The sequence below is a fragment of the Streptomyces cinerochromogenes genome (assembly GCF_014648635.1).
Lineage (GTDB): Bacteria > Actinomycetota > Actinomycetes > Streptomycetales > Streptomycetaceae > Streptomyces > Streptomyces cinerochromogenes.
The window spans coordinates 438,532-459,378 of sequence record NZ_BMRM01000001.1; the positions used below are offsets into that span (position 1 = coordinate 438,532).

The window sequence follows — 20,847 nt, forward strand, 5'->3', positions numbered from 1 at the left end:
GGCCGGGTCGAAAATCGCTGGCTCGTCCCCCTTCGCCCTGATAGGCATGGCCCATGGGGACTGACCACGGGACCGAGTTGAAGACGCTGCGCCCGGAGGAGTTCGACCGGTGGTGGGACCACGTGGTGCGCGCCTTCGGCGGCGGACCGGCTTCCACCGAAGAGCGCGAACTGGATAAATCGCTCACCGAGTTCGACCGCTCGCTGGCCGTCTGGGACGGGGACACGCTCGTCGGTACGTCCGGGGCCTTCAGCTTCCGGATGACCGTGCCGGGCGGGGCGGTGGTGCCCACGGCCGGTGTGACGATGGTCAGCGTGGCCGCGACGCACCGGCGGCGCGGGGTGTTGACGTCGATGATGCGGCGGCTGCTGGACGACGCGCGTGCCAAGGGCGAGCCGCTGGCCGCGTTGTTCGCCTCCGAGCCCGCGATCTACGGCCGCTTCGGGTACGGCATGGCGACCTTCCAGCTCAACGCCGAGATCGACACCGGCCGGGTGACGCCGGCCCTGCCCGCGGGCACCGACGAGGTGCGCGTGCGGTACGCGTCGCCCGCGGACGTCCTGGCGGAGTGCGAGGCGGTGTACGCGGCGCTCGTGCCCCGGCGCCCCGGCATGCTGGCGCGCCGGCCCGGCTGGGAGCGGGCGGGGCTGCTCGACCCGGAGAGCGAGCGGGAGGGGGCGTCGGCCCTGCAGTGCGTGGTCGCCGAACGGGACGGCGGGGTGACCGGGTACGCGCGCTTCCGCACCAAGATGGGCTGGGGTCCGAGCGGCCACGACGGCACGGTGACCCTGGAGGACCTGGGCGCGCTCGATCCGGCGAGTGAGGGCGCGCTGTGGCGCTTCCTGTTCGGCGTCGACCTGATGACGACGCTGCGGGTGCGGGGGCGGCCGGTCGACGACGGCTGGCAGCATCTGGTCTCCGACCTGCGCCGCTGTCTGCCGCAGCAGCGGGACGCGGGGTACGTCCGGCTCGTGGACGTGGGCGCGGCCCTGTCGGCGCGTACGTATCTGACGCCCGTGGATGTGGTGCTGGAGGTCGAGGACGCCTTCTGCCCCTGGAACGCGGGGCGTTGGCGGCTCACCGGCGACGCGAAGGGCGCGTCCTGCGAGCGTACGGCCGACGCGGCCGACCTCGCCCTGTCCGTACGGGAGTTGGGCGCGGCCTATCTGGGCGGGGTGAGCCTGCTGTCACTGGCGGCGGCCGGGCGGGTACGGGAGCTGCGGCCGGGGACGCTGGCGGAGGCGTCGGTGGGCTTCGGCTCGACGGTGGCCCCGTGGCTGCCGCACGGCTTCTAGACCACCGCTTCCGAGGCCACCGGTCCCGGATCACCGGTCCCAGGCCACCGCTTCCCCGGTGGCCGTTTCCCGGTTCAGCGTTTCTGGCAGGCCGGGCACCAGAAGAGGTTGCGGGCGGCGAGATCGGCGGTGCGGATCTCGCCGCCGCAGACGTGGCAGGGCAGGGTGGCCCGGCGGTAGACGTACACCTCACCGCCGTGGTCGTCCACGCGGGGCGGGCGGCCCATCGCCTCCGGGGTGTGCTCCGGACGGACGGTGTCGATCCGGTTGTTCCGTACACCCTCCCGCATCAGCTCGACCAGGTCGGTCCAGAGCGCGTCCCACTCGGCCGGGGTGATGTCCCGTCCCGCGCGGTAGGGGTCGATGCCGTGCCGGAAGAGGACCTCGGCGCGGTAGACGTTGCCGACGCCGGCCACGGTCTTCTGGTCCATGAGGAGCGCGGCGATCGTGGTGCGGCTGCGGGAGATCCTCCGGTACGCCGCGTCCGGGTCGGCGTCCGCGCGGAGCGGGTCGGGGCCGAGGCGGTCGTGGATCGCCCGCTTCTCGGGGTCCGTGATCAGGGCGCAGGTGGTGGGGCCACGGAGGTCGACGTACGAGGTGTCGTTCGCGAGGCGGAGCCGGACGGTGTCCGTCGGCGGGGGCGGCGGGGCCTCGCCGAAGCCGACCTTGCCGAAGAGGCCGAGGTGGATGTGGACCCAGTCGGCGTGCCGGAACCGCAGGAAGAGGTGCTTGCCGTGGGCTTCGGTGGCGGTCAGCTCGGTGCGGTCCAGGAGGGCGGCGGCGTCGGAGAACTTGCCCTGGGGGCTGGTGACGCGGGCGGGCCGTCCCAGGAAGCGGTCGGCGTAGTCCTGGGCCAGCCGGTGAATGGTGTGCCCTTCTGGCACGGAGGGGTGTCCTTTCGCTCCGTCGCCCACGCGGTGAACGAGCGGGCCGGCCTCACGCCGGCCCGCCGGGGCACCCCTCCGGCCGGCCGGGCCGGGCGGCCGGGTGGAGGGGCGGGCGGGCCGAAGGGCTACTGCTGGGGGTGGTGGGCCGGGATCGGGGGGAGGTCGCCGGTCGTCTCGTAGGCCGACAGCATGTCGATCCGGCGGATGTGCCGCTCGTCGCCCGAGAACGGCGTGGCGAGGAAGACCTCGACGAACTTGGTCGCCTCCTCGGTGCTGTGCATCCGCGCACCCACGGCCACCACGTTGGCGTTGTTGTGCTGACGCCCGAGCGCGGCCGTCTCCTCGCTCCAGGCCAGCGCCGCGCGCACGCCCTTCACCTTGTTCGCGGCGATCTGCTCACCGTTGCCGGAACCGCCGATCACGATGCCGAGGGCGTCCTCGTCCGCGGCCGTCCTCTCCGCGGCGCGGAGGCAGAAGGGCGGGTAGTCGTCCTGGGCGTCGTAGATGTGCGGCCCGCAGTCGACGGGCTCGTGGCCGGCGGCCTTCAGCCACTCGACGAGGTGGTTCTTGAGTTCGTAGCCCGCATGGTCCGAGCCGAGATACACGCGCATGCCACGAGTGTGACACGGCCGTTCCGGGGCAGCAGCCCCAGGGTGCAGGGGGGCGAATGCGCCCGAAAAGTGTGAGCAAGGCCATAGAACCTCAAGGGAACCTCAAGTAACGATACGGATTCAGAGGTTCCCGAATCCGTTCGCCTCGGATTCACTGGACCGACTCGTACACCGCTCGTACGGGCAGCCCCACACCTGGCGCAAAGGAAACCCCACCATGACCCCTGGTTCGGGCCTCCAAGCAGGACTCAAGAACCGTCACCTGTCGATGATCGCGATCGGTGGTGTCATCGGAGCCGGCCTCTTCGTCGGTTCGAAGTCCGGGATCGCCACCGCGGGTCCCGGCATCCTCCTTTCCTACGCTCTCGTCGGCACGCTCGTCGTCCTCGTGATGCGCATGCTCGGCGAGATGTCCGCGGCCAACCCGACCTCCGGCTCGTTCTCCGCGCACGCCGACCGTGCGCTGGGCCGCTGGGCCGGTTTCTCCATCGGCTGGCTCTACTGGTTCTTCTGGGTCGTCGTGCTCGCCGTCGAGGCGACCGCCGGCGCCGGGATCCTCCACGACTGGGTCCCGGGCATATCGCAGTGGGCCTGGGCGCTCATCGTGATGACCGTGCTGACCGCGACCAACCTGGTCTCCGTCGGCTCCTACGGCGAGTTCGAGTTCTGGTTCGCCGGTATCAAGGTCGTGGCGATCGGGGCGTTCATCGTCGTCGGCCTGCTGGCCATCTTCGGTGTCCTGCCGGGCGTGCACGCCGACAAGGCGAGCTTCGGCAACCTGACCTCGCACGGCGGGTTCCTGCCGCACGGCCCGGGCTCGATCCTCACCGGTGTGCTGCTGGTCGTCTTCTCCTTCATGGGCAGCGAGATCGCCACCCTGGCGGCCGGTGAGTCCGAGAACCCGCAGCAGGCGGTCACCAAGTCGACCAACAGCATCATCTGGCGGATCGGCGTCTTCTACCTGGGCTCGATCCTGGTCGTGGTCTCGCTGCTGCCGTGGAACGACCCGTCCATCGCGAAGGACGGCTCCTACGTCGCCGCGCTGAACTCGCTGGGCATCGCGCACGCCGGTCAGATCATGAACTTCATCGTGCTGACCTCGGTGCTGTCCTGTCTGAACTCGGGCCTGTACACGGCCTCCCGCATGGCCTTCTCGCTCGGCGAGCGGGGCGACGCGCCGAAGGCGTTCGCGCGGGTCAACAGCCGGGGTGTGCCGATGGCGGCGATCCTCGCGTCGGTGGTGTTCGGCTTCGTCGCCGTCTTCTTCAACTACCTGTCCCCGGACACGATCTTCCTCTTCCTCGTCAACTCCTCCGGCGCGGTGGCCCTGTTCGTGTGGCTGGTCATCTGCTTCTCGCAGCTGCGGATGCGGAAGATCCTCCAGCGGGAGTCGCCGGAGAAGCTCGTCGTGAAGATGTGGCTGTACCCGTACCTGACCTGGGCGACGGCCGCGCTGATCGTGTTCGTCCTCGGCTACATGCTGACCGACACCGAGCACGACGGCCGGGAGACCGTGCTGCTGTCGCTGCTGGTCGCGGCGGTCGTGCTGGTGATCGCCGTGGTCAAGGAGCGGATCGCGGCGAACCGGCCGGCCCCCGCCGCGGAGGCCCCGGCCGACAGGATCTCCGTCGGCTGATCCCGCCCGGGACCCGCAGGGCCGCACGGCCTGACGTCTTCCGTCAGACCGTGCGGCCCTTTCGCGTTCCCTGTACGTGCCGGAGAACAGATCCCGGAGAACAGGTCCGGAGAACAAGGTCCCGGAGAACAGGTCCGGAGAACCAGGTCCAGAGAACAAGGTCCCGGAGACACGGAAGAGGCCCGCGGGGGGTCGAGGAGACCTTCGACCCCCCGCGGGCCTCTGTCCGCGGGAACCCCGCCGTCAGCGCTTGCCGACCAGCTTCCAGGCCGCCGGCAGGGCGCCCATCGCCAGGGCGGCCTTGAGGGCGTCGCCGAGGAGGAAGGGGGTGAGGCCGGCCGCGACGGCCTGGGAGGCGGAGAGGTGGGCGGCCAGTGCCAGGTAGGGGACGCCGACCGCGTAGATGACGGCCTCGCCGAGGATCATCGCGCCGGCCGTGCGCAGCGGGGAGCGGTCGGCGCCGCGGCGGGCCAGGGCGCCGACGAGGGCGGAGGCCAGCAGCATGCCGAGGACGTAGCCGAAGGAGACCAGGCCCGTACCGGACTTGCCGTCCGCGAACCACGGCACGCCCGCCAGACCGGCGACGGCGTACAGGGCGAGGGAGAGGAAGCCGCGGCGGGCGCCGAGGGAGGTGCCGACGAGGAGCGCGGCGAAGGTCTGGCCGGTCACCGGCACCGGGGAGCCGGGCACGGGCACCGACAGCTGGGCCGCGAGGCCGGTGAGCACGGCGCCGCCGACGACGAGGGCGGCGTCGCGCACGCGGGACGCGGGGAGCAGGTCGGCGAGGACTGCGCCGGGGCGGACAGCGGTGGTGGCGGTGCTCATGGGGACTCCGCGGGATGGTGTGGACACGTCGGGACACCGTGACGCTATACCGGCGCGCTCGCGCGATCACCGTCAGTGCTCGACAAAGGCGGCGACGGCGGCTTGGTGTGCTTCACACAAACGGTGCCGCTTACACATGGCCGGGCGTGATACCAGTCACGGAGGCAGAGACGTTCCGCTCACTTCCCCGCATGGATCAGGAACTGTAGGGTCCCACCAAAGTACGCACCGCCGGTCGGTAGCCGGTCCTTCACCTTGCGTTCGGCCGGCGTCCGGATAGTGGGCAGCCTCGTCGCGTGAGCGGACGGTCCGCCCAGACTGGCGGGGTTTTTTCCCGTCCCCTCGCACTGGGAGAGCCGCGCCCATGCCCAGCAGCACGACCCGGGAGACTCCGCCGCAGCAGCAGGCGGACGGCTCCCTCTCCCATGGCCTGAAGCAGCGCCACCTGTCGATGATCGCCCTCGGCGGTGTGATCGGCGCGGGCCTGTTCGTCGGTTCCGGTGCGGGCATCGCCGCCGCCGGTCCGTCCATCGTGATCGCCTACACCCTCTCCGGCCTCCTGGTGATGCTGGTGATGCGGATGCTCGGCGAGATGTCGGCCGCCTACCCGTCCTCCGGTTCCTTCTCCGCGCACGCCGAGCGGGCGATCGGCCCCTGGGCGGGCTTCGCCGCGGGCTGGTCGTTCTGGGTGCTGCTGTGCACGGCGGTCGGCCTGGAGGGCATCGGCGCGGCGCACATCGTCTCCGGCTGGCTGCCCGGCACCCCGGAGTGGATGTGGGTGGCCCTGTTCATGGTCGTCTTCTGCGGCACGAACCTGGCCGCCGTGAAGAACTTCGGCGAGTTCGAGTTCTGGTTCGCCGCGCTGAAGGTCGGCGCGATCAGCCTGTTCCTGATCCTGGGCGCCCTGGCCATCGCGGGTGTGCTGCCCAGCACGGACTCCCCCGGCACCTCGCACCTCGCCCACTTCTTCCCGCACGGCAGCGACGGCCTGATCATCGGCCTGCTCGCGTCCGTCTTCTCCTACGGCGGCATGGAGACGGTCACCATCGCCGCGGCCGAGTCGGAGAACCCGGTCAAGGGCGTGGCCTCCGCCGTCCGTACCGCGATGTGGCGCATCGCCCTGTTCTACATCGGCTCCATGGCGGTCGTCGTCACGCTGATCCCGTGGGACTCCAAGGAGGTCGTGACGAAGGGCCCGTACGTCGCCACCCTCGACCACCTCGGCATCCCCGGCGCCGGCCAGCTGATGAACGTCGTCGTCCTGGTCGCCCTGCTCTCGGCGATGAACGCCAACATCTACGGCTCCTCGCGGATCGCCTACTCGCTGGTCGAGCGCGGCCAGGGCCCGAAGGCGCTGGCGAAGCTGTCCGGCGGGGTCCCGCGGATCGCGGTGCTCGTCTCCTGCGTCCTCGGGTTCGTCTGCGTCCTGCTCAGCTACTGGAGCCCGAACGGCGCCTTCAAGTGGCTGCTGAACATGATCGGCGCGGTCATCCTGGTCGTGTGGATCTTCATCGCGGTCTCCCAGCTGCTGCTGCGCCGCCGCATCGAGCGCGAGGCCCCCGAGAAGCTGGTCGTGCGCATGTGGGCGTTCCCGTGGCTGACCTGGGTCGCGCTGGCCGGTATGGCCGCGATCTTCGTCCTGATGGCCCGTGAGCCGGACACCCGGGTGCAGCTGTACTCGACGGGCGTGATGACGCTGGCCCTGGCGGTCGTCGGATACGTCCGGCAGCGGGTGCGCGCCCGGCGCTGACCCCCGCGTCCCGGAAAGGCCCCCACGTGCGACACGCGGGGGCCTTTCCGTTGCCGCGGCCGCCCGCCGCCGTGAAGGGTGAGAAGACGATCACGAGGCGAGGCCGCCTTATTGCGACTCTATTGCAGTTACGCTCTACGATCAATAAGGCCAGGGCGTGTCGAGGCAGCGCCCAACAACTCCCCCTGCCCGTCCGGGATTTCCCGGGCGGTTCCCCCGTGCACCGGGGATTGACGGCCGTTCGCCGCCGTTACACCCTCTGTTGTCGACTCGACTCGCGCTGTCGCCCCGTCCGACTCCACCGCCCCGCCGACGGAGGTCCCGGATGCACAGGCACGTGCACGACCGCCGGCGCCGAGGTGGGCCGCCGGGTGCGCGGGGGCCGCTCGCGCACTGTCTGACCTGAGGAGCCGGCATGCTCGTGGGGATCGATGTGGGGACGTCCCTGGTGAAGGCGGCCGCCTTCGACCGGGACGGGCGGGAACTGGCCGTCGAGGCCCGGCCGGTGGGCCTGGAGCTGCGCGGCGGGGCCGTCGAGCAGGACATGGAGGAGGTGTACGGCGCCGTCGTCGCCGTGCTCGGCGCGCTGACCGCGCGGGTGCCGGAGCCGGTGGAGCTGGCCGGGCTGACCGGGCAGGGGGACGGGGTGTGGCTGGTGGACGCGGCCGGCCGGCCGGTGCGGCCGGCGATCTCCTGGATGGACGGCCGGGCGCACGAGCTGGTGGACCGGTGGCTGGCGGACGGCACCTTCGAGGCCGTCTTCCGGCGCACCGGCAGCGCGATGTTCCCGGGCTGCCCGGGGCCGCTGCTGGCCTGGCTGGACCGGCACGAGCCGCAGGCGCTGGACGCCGCCGCGGCGGCCGTCTCCTGCAAGGACATGGTGTTCCAGCGGCTGACCGGCGCGGAGCGGGCGGTGACCGACGTGTCGGACGCGTCGATGCCGTTCCTGGACCCGCGCGGCCGGGTGTACGACGACCGGGTCGTGGAGTCGCTTGGCCTGGCCCACCGGCGCCGGCTGCTGCCCCCGGTCGGCGACCCGATCGCCACCGGCGAGGCGGGCGGCGAGGGGCTGCCCGCCGGGACCCCGCTCGCGAACGGCCCGTACGACCTGCCCGCCTGCGCGCTCGGCGCCGGGGTCACCGCGCCCGGTGACGGGCTGCTGATCGTCGGCACCTGCCTGGCGAGCCTGGCCGCCACCACCGAACCGGCCCGGGACGGCGACCCGGCGGGGCTGTACATCTCCACCGACCGGCCCGGGCACTGGCTGCGGGCGATGCCCGCGATGGTCGGCACGGCGGCGCTGGACTGGGTGCTGCGCACGACGGGCGCCCGGCACGAAGACCTGGACGGCCTGCTGACCGCCGCCCCGCCCGGCGCGCACGGGGTGCGGGTGCTGCCGTACTTCGCGCCGTCCGGCGAGCGGGCGCCCTTCGTGGAGCCGGGGCTGCGGGCCGAACTCCTCGGCGTGTCCCTGGAGTCGACGCCCGCCGATCTGGTCCGCGCCACCTGCGAGGGGATCGGCTACGCGGCCCGGCACTGCCTGGAGGCGGCGGGACTGACCGGCTCGCTCGCGGTGTGCGGCGGCGGCACCCGCAGCCCGGCCTGGGCGGGCCTGCTGGCGGATGTGCTGGGCCGGCCGCTGAAGGTGATGGCGGGCGAGGTCGGCGCGCGCGGCGCGGTGCTCGCGGCCGCCGAGCGGTACGGCGTCCCGCTGGACACCGCCGCCTGGACCGAGCCGGCCCGGCTGGTCGAGCCGGACCCGGACCGGGCGGCGTACTACGCGAAGGGCTACCAGGAGCACCTGGAACTGCTGGCCGGGGCACGGGAACGGGCCCGGCGGCGAGCGGTCACAGGTTGCTGAAGTCCGGGCCCCGGGTGCGGCTGCGCTTGATCTCGTAGAAGCCCGGCACCGAGGCCACGGCGAGGGTGCCGTCCCAGAGGCGGGCGGCCTCCTCGCCCTTCGGGGCCGGCGTGACGACGGGGCCGAAGAAGGCGATCTGCTCGCCGTCGGGGCCCGGGACCGCGATGACGGGGGTGCCGACGTCCTGGCCGACCTTCTCGATGCCCTCCTTGTGGGAGGCGCGCAGCTCCGGCTCGTACGGGGTGGAGTCCCAGTGGTCCATGAGGGACTCGGGCAGGCCGACGTCCCGCAGCGCGGCGGCCACGGCCGACTTCTCCGGGCCCTCGCCCTGGTTGTGGATGCGGGTGCCGAGCGCGGTGTACAGGTCGCCGAGCACCGCCTCGCCGTGCTCCTGCTGGGCGGCGATGACGACGCGGACCGGACCCCACGCCTTGGTCTCCAGCATCTCCCGGTACCCCTCGGGCAGCTCGTCCAGCTTGTCCTCGTTGAGGACGGCGAGGCTCATCACATGCCAGCGGACCTCGATGTCGCGGACCTTCTCCACCTCCCGCACCCAGCGGGAGGTCATCCAGGCCCAGGGGCACAGCGGGTCGAACCAGAAGTCGACGGGGGTCTTGTCCGACATGTCTCTCCTCGTCAGGAACGCTTTCCCGGGGAAACGCCGCTGCTCACTGTGCCATTCCCCGATCTCCGTGTCAGGGGCTCATGGCAGGATCGTTCCTGTTCAACGCCATTCACGCGATCACGAGGGAGTGCCGTCCGTGCCCGGTGAGAATCTGTCCCGCGACGAGGCCCGGGAGCGGGCCGCCCTGCTGTCCGTCGACGGTTACGAGGTGTCCCTGGACCTGAGGTCCGCGGTCGGCGACGGGGGCGGCGAGCCGCGCACCTTCCGCTCGGTGACCACCATCCGGTTCCGCTGCAACGAGCCGGGCGCCTCCAGCTTCGCCGACCTGGTCGCGCCGCGCGTGACCTCCGTGTCGCTGAACGGCCGGGACCTGGACCCGGGCGAGGTCTTCGACGGCTCCCGGATCGCGCTGGAGGACCTGGCCGCGGAGAACGAGCTGGTGGTGGACGCCCAGTGCGCCTACTCGCGCACGGGTGAGGGCATGCACCGCTTCGTCGACCCGGAGGACGGCGAGGTCTACCTGTACACGCAGTACGAACCGGCCGACGCCCGCCGGGTGTTCGCGAACTTCGAGCAGCCGGACCTGAAGGCGCCGTACCGCTTCGAGGTGCGGGCGCCCGAGGGCTGGACGGTGTGGAGCAACGGCGCCGGCGAACAGGCCGACGGGGTGTGGCGGTTCGCGGAGACGAAGCCGATCTCGACGTACATCACGTGCGTGGTGGCGGGGCCGTACCACTACGTGACGGATTCCTACGAGCGGGTGTTCGAGGACGGGACCAAGCTGGAGATCCCCCTCGGCGCGATGTGCCGCAAGGGTCTCGCCCCGCACTTCGACGCCGACGACGTGTTCCTGGTGACCAAGCAGGGCCTGGACTTCTTCCACGACCACTTCGACTACCCGTACCCGTTCGGGAAGTACGACCAGGCGTTCGTGCCGGAGTACAACCTGGGCGCGATGGAGAACCCGGGTCTGGTGACCTTCCGCGAGGAGTACATCTTCCGCGGGAAGGTCACGCAGGCCTCGTACGAGGGCCGGGCCAACGTCATCCTGCACGAGATGGCGCACATGTGGTTCGGCGACCTGGTCACCATGGAGTGGTGGGACGACCTGTGGCTGAAGGAGTCCTTCGCGGACTTCATGGGCACGTTCGCCAACGTGGGCGCGACCCGCTTCAAGGACGCGTGGATCACCTTCGCCAACCGCCGCAAGGCCTGGGCGTACCGGGCGGACCAGCTGCCGTCGACGCACCCGGTCACGGCGGACATCCGTGACCTGGAGGACGCCAAGCTGAACTTCGACGGCATCACCTACGCCAAGGGCGCCTCGGTGCTGAAGCAGCTGGTGGCGTACGTCGGCCAGGACGCGTTCCTGGAGGGCGCCCGGCGCTACTTCAAGCGGAACGCCTACGGCAACACGCGCCTGGGCGATCTGCTGTCGGTGCTCGCGGAGACCAGCGGCCGGGACATGACGGCGTGGTCGCGGTCCTGGCTCCAGACGGCCGGGGTGAACGCGCTGACCCCGCAGGTGCTGCTGGACACCGAGGGCGCCCGGATCGCCGAGCTGGCGATCGTGCAGGAGGCCCCCGAGTCCCACCCGGAGCTGCGCCCGCACCGGATCGCGGTGGGCCTGTACCGCCGTACGCCCGAGGGCGCGGTGGAGCGGTACGCCCGCGTGGAGACGGACGTGCACGAGCCGCGCACGGTGGTGGCGGAGCTGGCGGGTGCCGAGGCGCCGGAGCTGGTGCTGGTCAACGACGACGACCTGACCTACTGCAAGATCCGGTTCGACGCGACGTCGCTGGCGACGCTGCGCGAGCACCTCGGCGCGGTCACCGACCCGCTGGCGCGTGCCCTGTGCTGGTCGGCGCTGTGGAACATGACCCGGGACGCGCTGCTGCCGGCCCGGGACTTCGTGGACCTGGTGCTGCGGTTCGCGGGCCGCGAGTCCGACATCGGTGTGCTGCAGATGCTGCACGCGTGGGCGAGCGCGGCGCTGGTGCACTACGCGGCGCCCGGGTGGCGGGAGACCGGCGGGGAACTGCTGGCCGAGGGCGCGCTGCGGGAGCTGCGGGAGGCCGGGCCGGGCAGTGAGCACCAGCTGGCGTGGGCGCGGTTCTACGCGTCCGTGGCGTCGGCGGAGCCGGATCTGAAGCTGCTGAAGGACCTGCTGGACGGCACGGTCGAGATCGAGGGCCTGGAGGTGGACCAGGAGCTGCGCTGGGCGTTCCTGGAGCCGCTGGCCGCGTACGGGGCGGTGGACGAGTCGGTGCTGGCGGCCGAACTGGCCCGGGACGACACGGCGTCGGGCAAGCGGCACCAGGTGCGCTGCCTGGCCGCGCGGCCGTCGGCGGCGGTGAAGGCGCAGGCGTGGGCGCAGGTCGTGGAGTCCGACGCGCTGTCGAACGCGCTGGTGGAGGCGACGATCGCGGGCTTCGCGCGGCCCTCGCAGCGGGAGCTGACCGCGCCGTACGCGCAGCTGTACTTCGCGGCGATCGAGCGGGTGTGGCGGGAGCGGTCGATCCAGATCGGCATGGACGTGGTGCGGGGGCTGTTCCCGGCGTACCAGGACCGTCCGGAGACGCTTCAGGCGACGGACGCGTGGCTGCGGGCGCACGAGGACGCGGCGCCGGCGCTGCGCCGGCTGGTGCTGGAGGCGCGGGACGACCTGGCGCGGGCGCTGCGCGCACAGGAGTGCGACGCGGCGGCCGCCGACCGCTGAGCTTTGGCCTGAGCTTGCCCGGTCGGTGACCGTTACGAAATTCGGGCAAACACAGCCGTAACCCCTGGTCCGCACCCGATCGGACCAGGGGTTTTGCCTTCCTTGTCGGCATCCGAACACCTGACCTTTAGTCCCGTGTTGTCCGCATTTCTCGACGGGCGTGTAACAGCGGTTACAGGCGGGACAGGGCGCGGGAATCCCGACGCCATGACCCACAACACCCCGCTCTCCCCCCGCCCCCTGACCCACCTCGCCGACGTCCACCGCCGCGTGGTGACGACCGCTCAGCTCCGCTCCCACGGGGTGACGGCGGCCGAGCTGTCCGAGCAGTGCCGCCCCGACGGCCCCTGGCGGGAACTGCTCCCGAACGTGATCCTGCTGCACCCGGGCCCGCCCACCGGCGAGGAGCAGCTGCACGGGGCCCTGCTGTACGCGGCCCGCGCGGCCGAACCGGCCGTCCCCGCCCAGCCGACCGCAGGCAGCCCGCACCGGCCGCTGTACGCGGACGCGGTGCTCACCGGCCTCGCGGCACTGGCCGTGCACGGCTTCTCGTCCGCCCCGCCGCTGCCCGCGCCGGCCCCGGTGGACGTCCTGGTCCCGCGATCACGCCGGCTGCGCTCCACCGGCTACGTCCGCGTCCTGCGCACCCCCGACCTGCCCGCCCCGCACACCGTCGCGGGCCTGCCGGTGGCGCCGGTGCCGCGGGCGCTGGCGGACGCGGTGGCGGAGCTGACGGACGCGGAGGCGGTACGGCGGCTGCTGACCGAGGCGGTGCGCGGCGGCCACTGCGAACCGGCGGCCGTGGTCCGCGAGCTGACCCGGGCGAAGCTGCTCGGCCGCCCGCACGTGGTGGACGCGGTCGACGCGCTGCTCGCGGAGGGCCGCTCGATCGCCGAGGACCGCCTGTACCGGATGGTCGGCGAGTACGGCCTGCCCGACCCGGTCTGGAACGTCGACCTGCGCCTGCCCGGCGGCCCGCACCTCGGCGGCGTCGACGCCTACTGGCCGGACCACGCGGTCGCCGTCGAACTCGACACGCGCGCGCCCCGGCAGGACGACGACGCCCTGTGGTCGGAGTACGCCCGCAAGCGCGAGCACCTGGAACGCCTCGGCATCACGGTCGTCTACCTCACGCCGAAGAAGCTCCGGGACTCCCTGGAGCAGCAGGCGGCGGTCGTGCGGACCGCGCTGATGGCGTCCGGGGACCGGGACCCGGCCGCGTACGTCGTGGTGCTGCCCCGGTAGTGACGGACCGCGGCGGCGACGGGAGGGCCCGCACCGGGGTCCGCAGGAGGGGAGAGGAGGGGCCACCGGGCCGGGGACCGGTGGCCCCTCCTCGTGCCTGCCGCCGGCCGTGCACGTCTGCCGCCGGCCGGCCACTTCCGGTGCGCCGGCCGGGTGAGGGCTCACCGGAACGGGTGAGCAGGGCGGGCGGGGCGCCCGCGGACCACGGTAGAGGAAAGTCATGAGACACCCCCGAATAGCGGCAGGCGCGTGCTCCTTCCTCCTCGCGGCCGCCTGCGCGTTCGCCGATCCCGCGACGGCACAAGTGGCACCCCGCACCGTGACCGGCGGCTACGTGGCCCTCGGCGACTCCTACTCCTCCGGTGTCGGCGCCGGTGACTACCTGGCCTCCGGCCGGGAGTGCAAGCGCAGCAGCCGGGCCTTCCCGGTGCTGTGGGCCGAGGCCCACGCGCCGGCGTCCTTCGCCTTCGCCGCGTGCAACGGCGCCGGCACCACCGACGTGCTGACCGAGCAGCTCGGCCACCTCAGCCCGCGCACCAGCCTGGTCACCCTCACCGTCGGCGGCAGCGACACGGGCTTCGTCCGTGTCATCGCCAGCTGTGCGCTGGGCGGCACCGGCGGCTGCCGGTCCGCCCTCTCCCACGCCCGCGACGCCATGGACGGGTCCCTCTCCGGCAACCTCGACCGGCTCTACACGGCCATCCGGAACCGGGCTCCCGCCGCCCGGGTCGTGGTCCTCGGCTACCCGCACCTGTACCACCTCCAGGGCGCCTGCGCGCTGGGCCTGCCGGACGGCGAACGCGCCACCCTGAACGACGCCGTGGACCACCTCAACGCCGTGATCGCCCGGCGTGCCACCGCCCACGGGTTCACGTTCGCCGACGTCACCGCCGCCTTCGCCGGCCACGAGATCTGCTCGTCACGGCCTTGGCTGCGCGGTGTCGACGTGCTGGCGATCACCGAGTCGTACCACCCCACGGCACCGGGACAGTCCCTCGGCTACCTGCCGGTGCTCAGCCGGGTGTCGTGACCCCTACAACGGCTCGGGCAGCCGCGCGGCCCGCGTGTGCACGGCGTCCAGCAGCGCCGCGTACGCCGCGATCATGCGCGTGCGGCTGAAGCGTTCGCGGCTCGCCGCGAGGGCCGGGGCGAGACCGGCGCGGCCGGCCACCGCCGCCGTCCAGGCCCGGGCGACGGCCTCGGGGTCCGGCGGGGTCACGAAGCCGTGGCCCCGCACGATCCCGGCGCTGTCGCCCACGTCCGTGGTCACCGGGACGGCGCCGCACATCATGCCCTCGATCAGGCACAGCGGGGCCGCCTCCCCGGAGACGGAGGTGAGGGCGACGACGTCGGCGGCGGCGTACACGGCCTCCATGTCACCGCGCACGCCGAGGAGCCGGATCCGGTCCGCCAGGTGCCGGTCGGCGCCGAACGCGGACTCGATGTCGGCCCGCAGCGCCGGGTTGCCGGGGGTCATGCCCGCGCCGCACATCAGGACGTGCCCCTGCGGTTCGCGGGCCAGCCAGACGCGGGCGGCGCGCAGCAGGAGCGGGACGTTCTTCATCGGGGCGTAGCGGGCCGCGAACGCGGTCACCGGCGCCGGGCCCGGTATGCCGAGCGAGGCGCGGAGGGCGGCCCGGGCGGCCGGGTCCGGGCGGAAGCGGAGCAGGTCCACCCCGTTGGGGATGACGTGCAGCAGTTCGCGCGGGATGCCGGCCGTTTCGTAGGCGTCCCGCGTGGACTCGGCGCAGCAGACGCAGGCGGCCACCGTGCCGTCGGCGACGGCGGCCCTCAGCTCGGCCAGGGCGGGGCCCTGGTTCTCCGGGTCGGAGCGGTGCAGGCAGACCACGACCGGCCGGCGGGGCAGCCCGGCCTGGTTGAGCAGGGCCAGCGGCTGCTCCTTCAGGGAGAGGATCACATCGGCCGCCGCCATGGACCGCGCGGTTTCGGCCAGATCGGGTCCGCTGAAAACGTTCGCCGCGAGCGCGCCGTCGACCAGCCCGGCGGTGCGGCCGAGCGAGGTGACGCCGACCGCGGCGGCGGTCAGCGCCCGGTAGCAGGGGTCGTCCTCCATGCGCTGCCGGGTGGCCTCGCGGTGGACCTCGCCGTGGATGCTGAGCACCTGGTGGGACTGGCCGCCCTCGGCCAGTCCCCGCACGACGTCGGAGTGCACGATCCGGGCTCCCCCGGAGAAGAACCCCTCGTAGACCGACAGCACACGCAGTCCGTGCCTCGTCCGCACACGACCACCCGCCTTGCATATGAATCGAGCCATCCCCGTGAACAGCGGGTTAGCCGATATGAGGCGGTACGGACATTGCGTACGTGTTAACGCAGAACTACGCGAATGAAACGTCGGCTAACAGAATTCCCCCTCGGCCACTGCCCCCGTGTCCCCGGCCCAGTCCCCGTTGAAGTTGAGGGCGAGGGAGTGACGGCCGTTCGCCGTCGTCACCGCCGAGGACACCGAGCCGTGGATGCCCCCGTCGTGGCCCCAGACGTGCACCCCGCAGGACAGCCTGGTGTCCATGAGTCCGAGGCCGTAGCGGACGTTCGGCACGCCGTCGATCTTCACGGTGGTCTTCATCTCCTTGAGCTGGCGCGGCGGGAGGAGCTTTCCGCCGAGCAGGGCGCTGTAGAAGCGGTCCAGGTCGGCCGAGTTCGAGATCATCTCGCCGGCCGAGGAGGCGATGGACGGGTTGAGGGTCGTGACGTCGTACGTCGGGCCTTCGTTCGTCTCGGCGAGCTTCGAGTAGGCGCGGCTGCTGGGCCGCGGGACCGTGACCTCGGTGCCGGGCAGGGAGGTGGCCTTCAGACGCAGGGGATCGAGGACGCGCCGGCGGATCTCGGTGGCGTACGGGTGGCCCGTCACCTTCTCGATCACCATGCCGGCCACGACGTAGTTGGTGTTGGAGTAGCTCCAGGAGGCTCCCGGGGCGAAGTCCGGCCTGTGCCGCAGGGCGATCGCCAGGAGGTCCCGCGGTGCGAGGGTGTCGTAGCGGTGCTCGAAGAAGCCGTCCTTGGCGAAGTAGTCACGGGCGAAGCCGGCGTCGGAGGTGTAGTCGTAGATGCCGCTGGTGTGGTTGAGGAGCTGGCGGACGGTGATGCGGCGGCCGTCGTGGCCGTGGCCGCGGACGACGCCCGGCAGCCACCTGTCGACCTTGTCGTCCAGGGACAGCCGGCCCTCCGCCTCCAGCTGGAGCAGGACGGTGGAGACGAAGGTCTTGGTGATGCTGCCGACGCGGTAGCGGTCGGCGGCCGAGCGCGGCGCGCCCGTGCGGGTGTCGCCCGCCCCGGCCGTCGCCGACCAGGTGCCGTGGGCGTCCCGCGCGGTGGCGGTCACCCCGGGCACGCCGGCGGCGACCGCCGCCTCGATCGCCTTGCGGGTGCCGGCGTGGCCGCCCGCGGACCGGGTGCCGGTGGCCGCCACCGCCGGGGCCGCGAGGGCCGCGGAGAGGAGCAGGGCGGTGGTGCCCACCAGAGCCGTGCGTACGCGCATGTCTTCCCCCAACCTGTGGTGTGTGGTGCGGTCGGGGGGAGGGACCTTCAGGCGTTGTGCGAAGGTTGCCTGGTGTCACCCGGTTGAGTGACTTTCAGCCCTTCTTCAGCACCAGCTCGGTGTTCCGGTCGGCCGCGCTGCCGGCGAGGGTCCTGTTGGCGCCGGGGGCGTTGTAGGACAGCTCGCGGTAGAGGGCGGCGAGGCCGGTCTGGGAGAGGTCGGCGTAGTCGGTGCGGTGCGGGGCGGCGGACTCGATCAGCGTGGTGAACAGGGAGACGGTGCCGTCCTTGTTGTCGACCAGCTCGATGACCCGGGCGAGCTGCGGGAAGTCGACGTGCGAGGCGGTGGAGACCTCCCAGAAGGAGCGCCCGCCGGAGGCCTGGTGCGGGGTGACGACGTTCTTGTGGATGTGGCCGTTCACCCAGGCCAGCACGTTGGCGTGGGCGGACAGCACCGAGACCACCTCGGCGCCGCCGTGCCGCTTCTCCCCCGGGCGGGCCGGGTCGGGCCGGGTGTTGGTCATGGTCGTGCTGGTGTGGTGGCTGAAGACGACGGCGTAGGAGTCCTTGTGGTCCTTCAGCGTCCTGTCGAGCCATTTCAGCTGGGCGGTGCCGATCGAGCCCTCGTAGTGCCCGCCGGCGTCGGTGGTGTCGAGGCTGATGCCGATGACGTCGTCGGAGATGCGGAAGGCGTAGTACTGGGTGCCCGCGTCCAGGTTCGCCGAGGAGTAGCCGTGCCCGACCGGGCCGAGACCCTGGTACGCCGGGTCCAGGTGGGCCTTCAGGTAGTCGGCCTGGGTGTAGGGGGCGCGCTTCTCGTCCGGGGTGACCGCACGCATGGAACGGGCGTGGGCCCTGAGGAAGTCCCGGTAGCCGGTGGCCCTGGGGTCCTTGGCGTTCTTGATGGTGTCCTGGAGCTTCTTGGCGTCGGCGGCCGAGACGTTCATCAGCTTCTTCCCGCCGATGGCCGCCTCGGCGAGGTAGCGGTCGCCGTGGGAGCCGTAGCAGCCGAGCGGCAGGGCGTCGTGGTTGCCGACGGTGGAGTACCAGGGCAGGTTCAGGCCGGGGCTCCTCACCTCGCGGATCGCCGCGGCCAGGAAGCCCGTGAGGTGGGGGAAGCCCAGCGCCTTGTCGTGGTCGCGGGCGCCGGACGCGGCCTGCCAGTACAGCTTCAGTCCGCTGTTCTGCACGCCCTCGTAGTGCCGTGGGTCCCCGGAGTTGGGGGTGATCCGGCCGCCGCTCATCACCTTCATGAACCACTCCAGTTCGGAGTGGGCGTTGTTGTCGGTGTTGTCGCCGGTGGTCATCACGAAGTGCAGCGGGGCGCCGGTGACGGGGGCGCCGCGCAGCGCGTTGACCCGCTCCACGAGGGAGATCGCGCCGGGCACGGTGAGCGCCTCGTGCGGGCGCCAGGCGTGCACGTCGTGCGAGCGCAGGTACTCCAGGCGCAGGGGGTGCTGGACGTCCATCAGGTGCAGGTCGGTGAACTGCACGAACGCGGCGAGCGCGGTACGGCGCTCCGCCCGGCCGGACTTGGGCGCGGCCAGCTCGGCGCGCACGACCCGCTTCCAGCCGGGCCCGTCGCCGAGACGGCGGTAGCCGGAGCCGTTGCGGGGGGCGGCGACGGAGGCGAGGGTGGTGCCCTTGCTGTAGGGGGCGAGCGGGGCCGTCGCGGCGGCCCGGCGGGAGTCGGAGACCGGTGCCTCGCCCTCGGCGGGCGGGGTGGCGGCCCGGCTGTCGGTGGGGTGGAGGGCGTAGCCGACGCCCGCGGAGAGCGAGACCGCTCCGGCGGCGGCGAGGACGGTACGGCGGTTGACCTCCAGGGCGGAGGCGGCGACAGAGCGTATGCGCGACATGGCGCGATCTCCCCGAGTGCGAACGCGTCGGCAGTGGTCGCGGGCCGTCGCACGCGCGAACGCCCCGCTCACTGTGGATCGTTGGCACCGGGGATGACCTGCGCGTGAACACGGCCGCAACGCGCAGCGCCGAACACCGTACGTGGATCACGGGGTACCGGGTGCGGTCACGGAGCCGATCGCGGCCGGCCGGGGGCCGGTCACTCCTCGTTCATCTGCCGGGGTACGGGTACGTCCTCCAGGTGTCCGTGGGCCGGGCGTTCGCGCCAGAGCCGCAGGGCGATGTCTACCATCGGCACCCGGACCAGACCGGGCACGGTGTCGAGGTGGTGCCAGGCGGCGAGGTCGGTGGATCCGCCGACCTCGTAGCGGAGTTCACCGCCCGTGATCTCGCCCTCGTAGACGAGGCGCAGTCCCTGGTGGTCCGTGCGGCGGCCGACGCGGGGATCGCCGACCAGCCGGCGGGAGTCGACGCCGAGGAGACCGGTCACCTCGATGCGGTAGCCGGTCTCCTCGGTGACCTCGCGGCGGACCGTGTCGTACGGGTCCTCGCCGTGCTCCATGCCGCCGCCGGGCAGCACCCACTCGGGCCTGCCGTCGGGCGCCGGTGACCGGGCGAGCAGGATCTGTCCGTCACGGACGCACACGGCGTAGGCCGCCACCCTCAGTTTCCGTCGCATGGGCGGACGTTAACGCGCGGGCTCCGGGTTGGCGGGCGAATATTCCGGCGCGGACCAGCGCAGCGGCAGGGCGTCCGGGGTCCACAGGGCCTCGGTGAGGGTGAAGCGGACGGTACGGGTGCCGTCCTCGGCGAACCCGGTGCGGGCCTCGCCGGTCAGCTTCAGGGTGCTGCCCGTCTCCCAGTCCAGGAAGAGCAGTCCGGCGCGGGGGTCGGCGTACAGGTTGCCGAGGCTGAGGAACATGGCGTTGCCGGGGTAGTCCGGCCAGGTCAGCTCGCGCGGTGAGACGGCCTGGACGAAGCCGGGGCTGCCGCCGCGGTGGCTGGCGTCGGCGCCGGCGGGGTGGACGGTGGCGAGGAAGAAGGTGTCGGCGGCCGCGATGAAGTCCGCCTCACCGGGCCCGAGTTCGGTGAGCCGGCGGGGTGCGCCGGGGGTGCGGTCGACCGTCTCGTACGACTCCCTCCGCTGGATGTACTTGGGGCAGTTGGAGAACACCTGGTCCGCGTCGACGGCGAAGCCGGTCGCCGTGGGCGTGAGGCGGCCGTTGAGGCGCATGCGGCGGCGGGTCCGGGGGTCCAGGGCGATGGTGCCGACGGTTGTCCCCCGGCCGAAGGCGTGAGCCGCGTCCACCGACACCCGCCGGGGCCCGGTCGCCCGCACGAAACCCGGCGTGCCCGTGAGGGCGTGTGCCCACACCCTCCCCGTCTCCGGGTCCGGCCCGCCGACGACCAGGAGGGGCTGCTGCTCCAGGAAGGCCGCCGCGACCGGCTTGATGTCCTGGCCGAGGGAGCGGCCCACGTGGTCGGCGCGGTCGCGGACGCCGGCCCGGTCCTGCAGCGCTCGCGAACCCGCGTGGTACACGCCCATGGCTAGAAGAAACCGCAGGTCGGGGCGGACGCGTGCGGGGCGGGGGCGCTCTCGGCGCCGTGCGGTACGGAGATCTCCAGGCGGGTGCCGTCCGGGTCGTGGAAGAAGATCCCGCCGGAGGAGGCGCCCTCCCGGTGGGCGACGACGCCGTCATGGGCGAAGTCGACACCGGCGGCCCGGAGCGCCGTCTCGTACTCCCGGACCCGGTCGATCGAGTCGGCGGTGAAGGCGAGGTGGTGCAGTCCGGCCCGGCCGCGGTCGTACGCCCCCTGCGCCTGCTGCCAGAGGGTGAGGACGGGCCGCTCGCCGCCGTCGCCGAGGAAGGCGTAGCGCCGGTCGTCCTCCTTGCCCTCGGCGAGCAGGGCGAAGCCGAGGACGTCCCGGTAGAAGGCGAGCGAGCGGTCGAGGTCGGTGACGTTCAGGCCGGTGTGGCCGGTGCTCAAGGTCATGGCTCTTCCCTTCGGTGTGCCCTCGCCGGGCGCGTCTAACCGT

General features: G+C 72.5%; 17 protein-coding genes. 7 read left to right on the plus strand and 10 right to left on the minus strand.

The features are described from left to right. Positions 1–53 precede the first annotated feature (53 nt). Positions 54–1,295: a GNAT family N-acetyltransferase gene (locus IEZ20_RS01905; protein WP_189294281.1), complete on the plus strand. Its 1,242-nt coding sequence runs from the start codon at positions 54–56 to the stop codon at positions 1,293–1,295. 74 nt (positions 1,296–1,369) lie between these two features. On the opposite strand, the gene IEZ20_RS01910 is transcribed toward IEZ20_RS01905, so the two are convergent. Together IEZ20_RS01910 and IEZ20_RS01915 are read right to left on the minus strand one after the other, a co-directional pair. Continuing rightward, on the minus strand, positions 1,370–2,179 hold the full coding sequence (locus IEZ20_RS01910; protein WP_189294282.1) for an Fpg/Nei family DNA glycosylase: 810 nt from the start codon (positions 2,177–2,179) through the stop codon (positions 1,370–1,372). A 128-nt stretch (positions 2,180–2,307) separates the two neighbouring features. Next, entirely contained in the window at positions 2,308–2,793 is a 486-nt protein-coding gene (locus IEZ20_RS01915) for a ribose-5-phosphate isomerase (RefSeq protein WP_189294283.1), read from the minus strand. Between the two features lie 217 nt (positions 2,794–3,010). On the opposite strand from IEZ20_RS01915, the gene IEZ20_RS01920 reads away from it, so the two are divergent. Further along, on the plus strand, positions 3,011–4,429 hold the full coding sequence (locus tag IEZ20_RS01920; protein WP_189294284.1) for an amino acid permease: 1,419 nt from the start codon (positions 3,011–3,013) through the stop codon (positions 4,427–4,429). A 243-nt stretch (positions 4,430–4,672) separates the two neighbouring features. Here IEZ20_RS01920 and IEZ20_RS01925 read toward each other — a convergent pair whose 3' ends face one another. Further along, positions 4,673–5,254 (minus strand): biotin transporter BioY, encoded by a 582-nt coding sequence (locus IEZ20_RS01925; protein WP_189294285.1) that lies wholly within the window; start codon positions 5,252–5,254, stop codon positions 4,673–4,675. A gap of 364 nt (positions 5,255–5,618) precedes the next feature. Here IEZ20_RS01925 and IEZ20_RS01930 point away from each other — a divergent pair, with 364 nt between their 5' ends. Next, a complete protein-coding gene (locus IEZ20_RS01930; protein ID WP_189294286.1) occupies positions 5,619–7,004 on the plus strand; it encodes an amino acid permease in 1,386 nt (461 codons plus the stop codon). 415 nt (positions 7,005–7,419) lie between these two features. Further along, positions 7,420–8,865 carry an FGGY-family carbohydrate kinase gene (locus IEZ20_RS01935; protein ID WP_189294287.1) on the plus strand — a complete coding sequence of 482 codons (1,446 nt, stop codon included), beginning with the start codon at positions 7,420–7,422 and terminating at the stop codon, positions 8,863–8,865. Here the strand turns inward: IEZ20_RS01935 and IEZ20_RS01940 are convergent. Continuing rightward, positions 8,852–9,490, minus strand: a complete 639-nt coding sequence (locus tag IEZ20_RS01940) for a mycothiol-dependent nitroreductase Rv2466c family protein (protein ID WP_189294288.1) — start codon at positions 9,488–9,490, stop codon at positions 8,852–8,854. The genes IEZ20_RS01935 and IEZ20_RS01940 overlap by 14 nt on opposite strands. Positions 9,491–9,626: 136 nt before the next feature. On the opposite strand from IEZ20_RS01940, the gene pepN reads away from it, so the two are divergent. The 3 genes from pepN (at position 9,627) to IEZ20_RS01955 (ending at position 14,484) form a co-directional block, all read left to right on the plus strand. Next, positions 9,627–12,209: an aminopeptidase N gene (gene pepN / locus IEZ20_RS01945; protein WP_189294289.1), complete on the plus strand. Its 2,583-nt coding sequence runs from the start codon at positions 9,627–9,629 to the stop codon at positions 12,207–12,209. A gap of 207 nt (positions 12,210–12,416) precedes the next feature. Beyond that, positions 12,417–13,454 (plus strand): hypothetical protein, encoded by a 1,038-nt coding sequence (locus IEZ20_RS01950; protein ID WP_189294290.1) that lies wholly within the window; start codon positions 12,417–12,419, stop codon positions 13,452–13,454. Between the two features lie 220 nt (positions 13,455–13,674). After that, positions 13,675–14,484 (plus strand): SGNH/GDSL hydrolase family protein, encoded by an 810-nt coding sequence (locus IEZ20_RS01955; protein ID WP_189294291.1) that lies wholly within the window; start codon positions 13,675–13,677, stop codon positions 14,482–14,484. Between the two features lie 3 nt (positions 14,485–14,487). On the opposite strand, the gene IEZ20_RS01960 is transcribed toward IEZ20_RS01955, so the two are convergent. The 6 genes from IEZ20_RS01960 to IEZ20_RS01985 all read right to left on the minus strand — a co-directional run bounded on the left by IEZ20_RS01960 (position 14,488) and on the right by IEZ20_RS01985 (position 20,804). Next, positions 14,488–15,672 (minus strand): glycosyltransferase, encoded by a 1,185-nt coding sequence (locus IEZ20_RS01960; RefSeq protein WP_189294632.1) that lies wholly within the window; start codon positions 15,670–15,672, stop codon positions 14,488–14,490. A 141-nt stretch (positions 15,673–15,813) separates the two neighbouring features. Next, positions 15,814–16,953, minus strand: coding sequence for a serine hydrolase domain-containing protein (locus IEZ20_RS01965; RefSeq protein ID WP_189294292.1), 1,140 nt, complete (start codon positions 16,951–16,953; stop codon positions 15,814–15,816). Positions 16,954–17,047: 94 nt separating this feature from the next. Next, positions 17,048–18,808 carry a TIGR03767 family metallophosphoesterase gene (locus IEZ20_RS01970; RefSeq protein ID WP_189294293.1) on the minus strand — a complete coding sequence of 587 codons (1,761 nt, stop codon included), beginning with the start codon at positions 18,806–18,808 and terminating at the stop codon, positions 17,048–17,050. Positions 18,809–19,008: 200 nt separating this feature from the next. Then, complete coding sequence (locus IEZ20_RS01975; protein ID WP_189294294.1) at positions 19,009–19,488, minus strand: NUDIX hydrolase; 480 nt, start codon at positions 19,486–19,488, stop codon at positions 19,009–19,011. A gap of 9 nt (positions 19,489–19,497) precedes the next feature. Then, positions 19,498–20,355, minus strand: coding sequence for a pyridoxamine 5'-phosphate oxidase family protein (locus tag IEZ20_RS01980; RefSeq protein WP_189294295.1), 858 nt, complete (start codon positions 20,353–20,355; stop codon positions 19,498–19,500). 2 nt (positions 20,356–20,357) lie between these two features. Continuing rightward, positions 20,358–20,804 (minus strand): VOC family protein, encoded by a 447-nt coding sequence (locus IEZ20_RS01985; protein WP_189294296.1) that lies wholly within the window; start codon positions 20,802–20,804, stop codon positions 20,358–20,360. Between the last annotated feature and the right edge of the window lie 43 nt (positions 20,805–20,847).

Bases quoted from the DNA above. Each gene is read 5' to 3' on its own strand.
- IEZ20_RS01905 (WP_189294281.1), top strand. From the start codon at position 54: ATGGGGACTGACCACGGGACCGAGTTGAAGACGCTGCGCCCGGAGGAG.
- IEZ20_RS01965 (WP_189294292.1), bottom strand. From the start codon at position 16,953: ATGCGCGTACGCACGGCTCTGGTGGGCACCACCGCCCTGCTCCTCTCC.
- IEZ20_RS01955 (WP_189294291.1), top strand. From the start codon at position 13,675: ATGAGACACCCCCGAATAGCGGCAGGCGCGTGCTCCTTCCTCCTCGCG.
- IEZ20_RS01970 (WP_189294293.1), bottom strand. From the start codon at position 18,808: ATGTCGCGCATACGCTCTGTCGCCGCCTCCGCCCTGGAGGTCAACCGC.
- IEZ20_RS01980 (WP_189294295.1), bottom strand. From the start codon at position 20,355: ATGGGCGTGTACCACGCGGGTTCGCGAGCGCTGCAGGACCGGGCCGGC.
- IEZ20_RS01925 (WP_189294285.1), bottom strand. From the start codon at position 5,254: ATGAGCACCGCCACCACCGCTGTCCGCCCCGGCGCAGTCCTCGCCGAC.
- IEZ20_RS01985 (WP_189294296.1), bottom strand. From the start codon at position 20,804: ATGACCTTGAGCACCGGCCACACCGGCCTGAACGTCACCGACCTCGAC.
- IEZ20_RS01950 (WP_189294290.1), top strand. From the start codon at position 12,417: ATGACCCACAACACCCCGCTCTCCCCCCGCCCCCTGACCCACCTCGCC.
- IEZ20_RS01975 (WP_189294294.1), bottom strand. From the start codon at position 19,488: ATGCGACGGAAACTGAGGGTGGCGGCCTACGCCGTGTGCGTCCGTGAC.
- IEZ20_RS01930 (WP_189294286.1), top strand. From the start codon at position 5,619: ATGCCCAGCAGCACGACCCGGGAGACTCCGCCGCAGCAGCAGGCGGAC.
- IEZ20_RS01920 (WP_189294284.1), top strand. From the start codon at position 3,011: ATGACCCCTGGTTCGGGCCTCCAAGCAGGACTCAAGAACCGTCACCTG.
- IEZ20_RS01935 (WP_189294287.1), top strand. From the start codon at position 7,420: ATGCTCGTGGGGATCGATGTGGGGACGTCCCTGGTGAAGGCGGCCGCC.
- IEZ20_RS01940 (WP_189294288.1), bottom strand. From the start codon at position 9,490: ATGTCGGACAAGACCCCCGTCGACTTCTGGTTCGACCCGCTGTGCCCC.
- IEZ20_RS01915 (WP_189294283.1), bottom strand. From the start codon at position 2,793: ATGCGCGTGTATCTCGGCTCGGACCATGCGGGCTACGAACTCAAGAAC.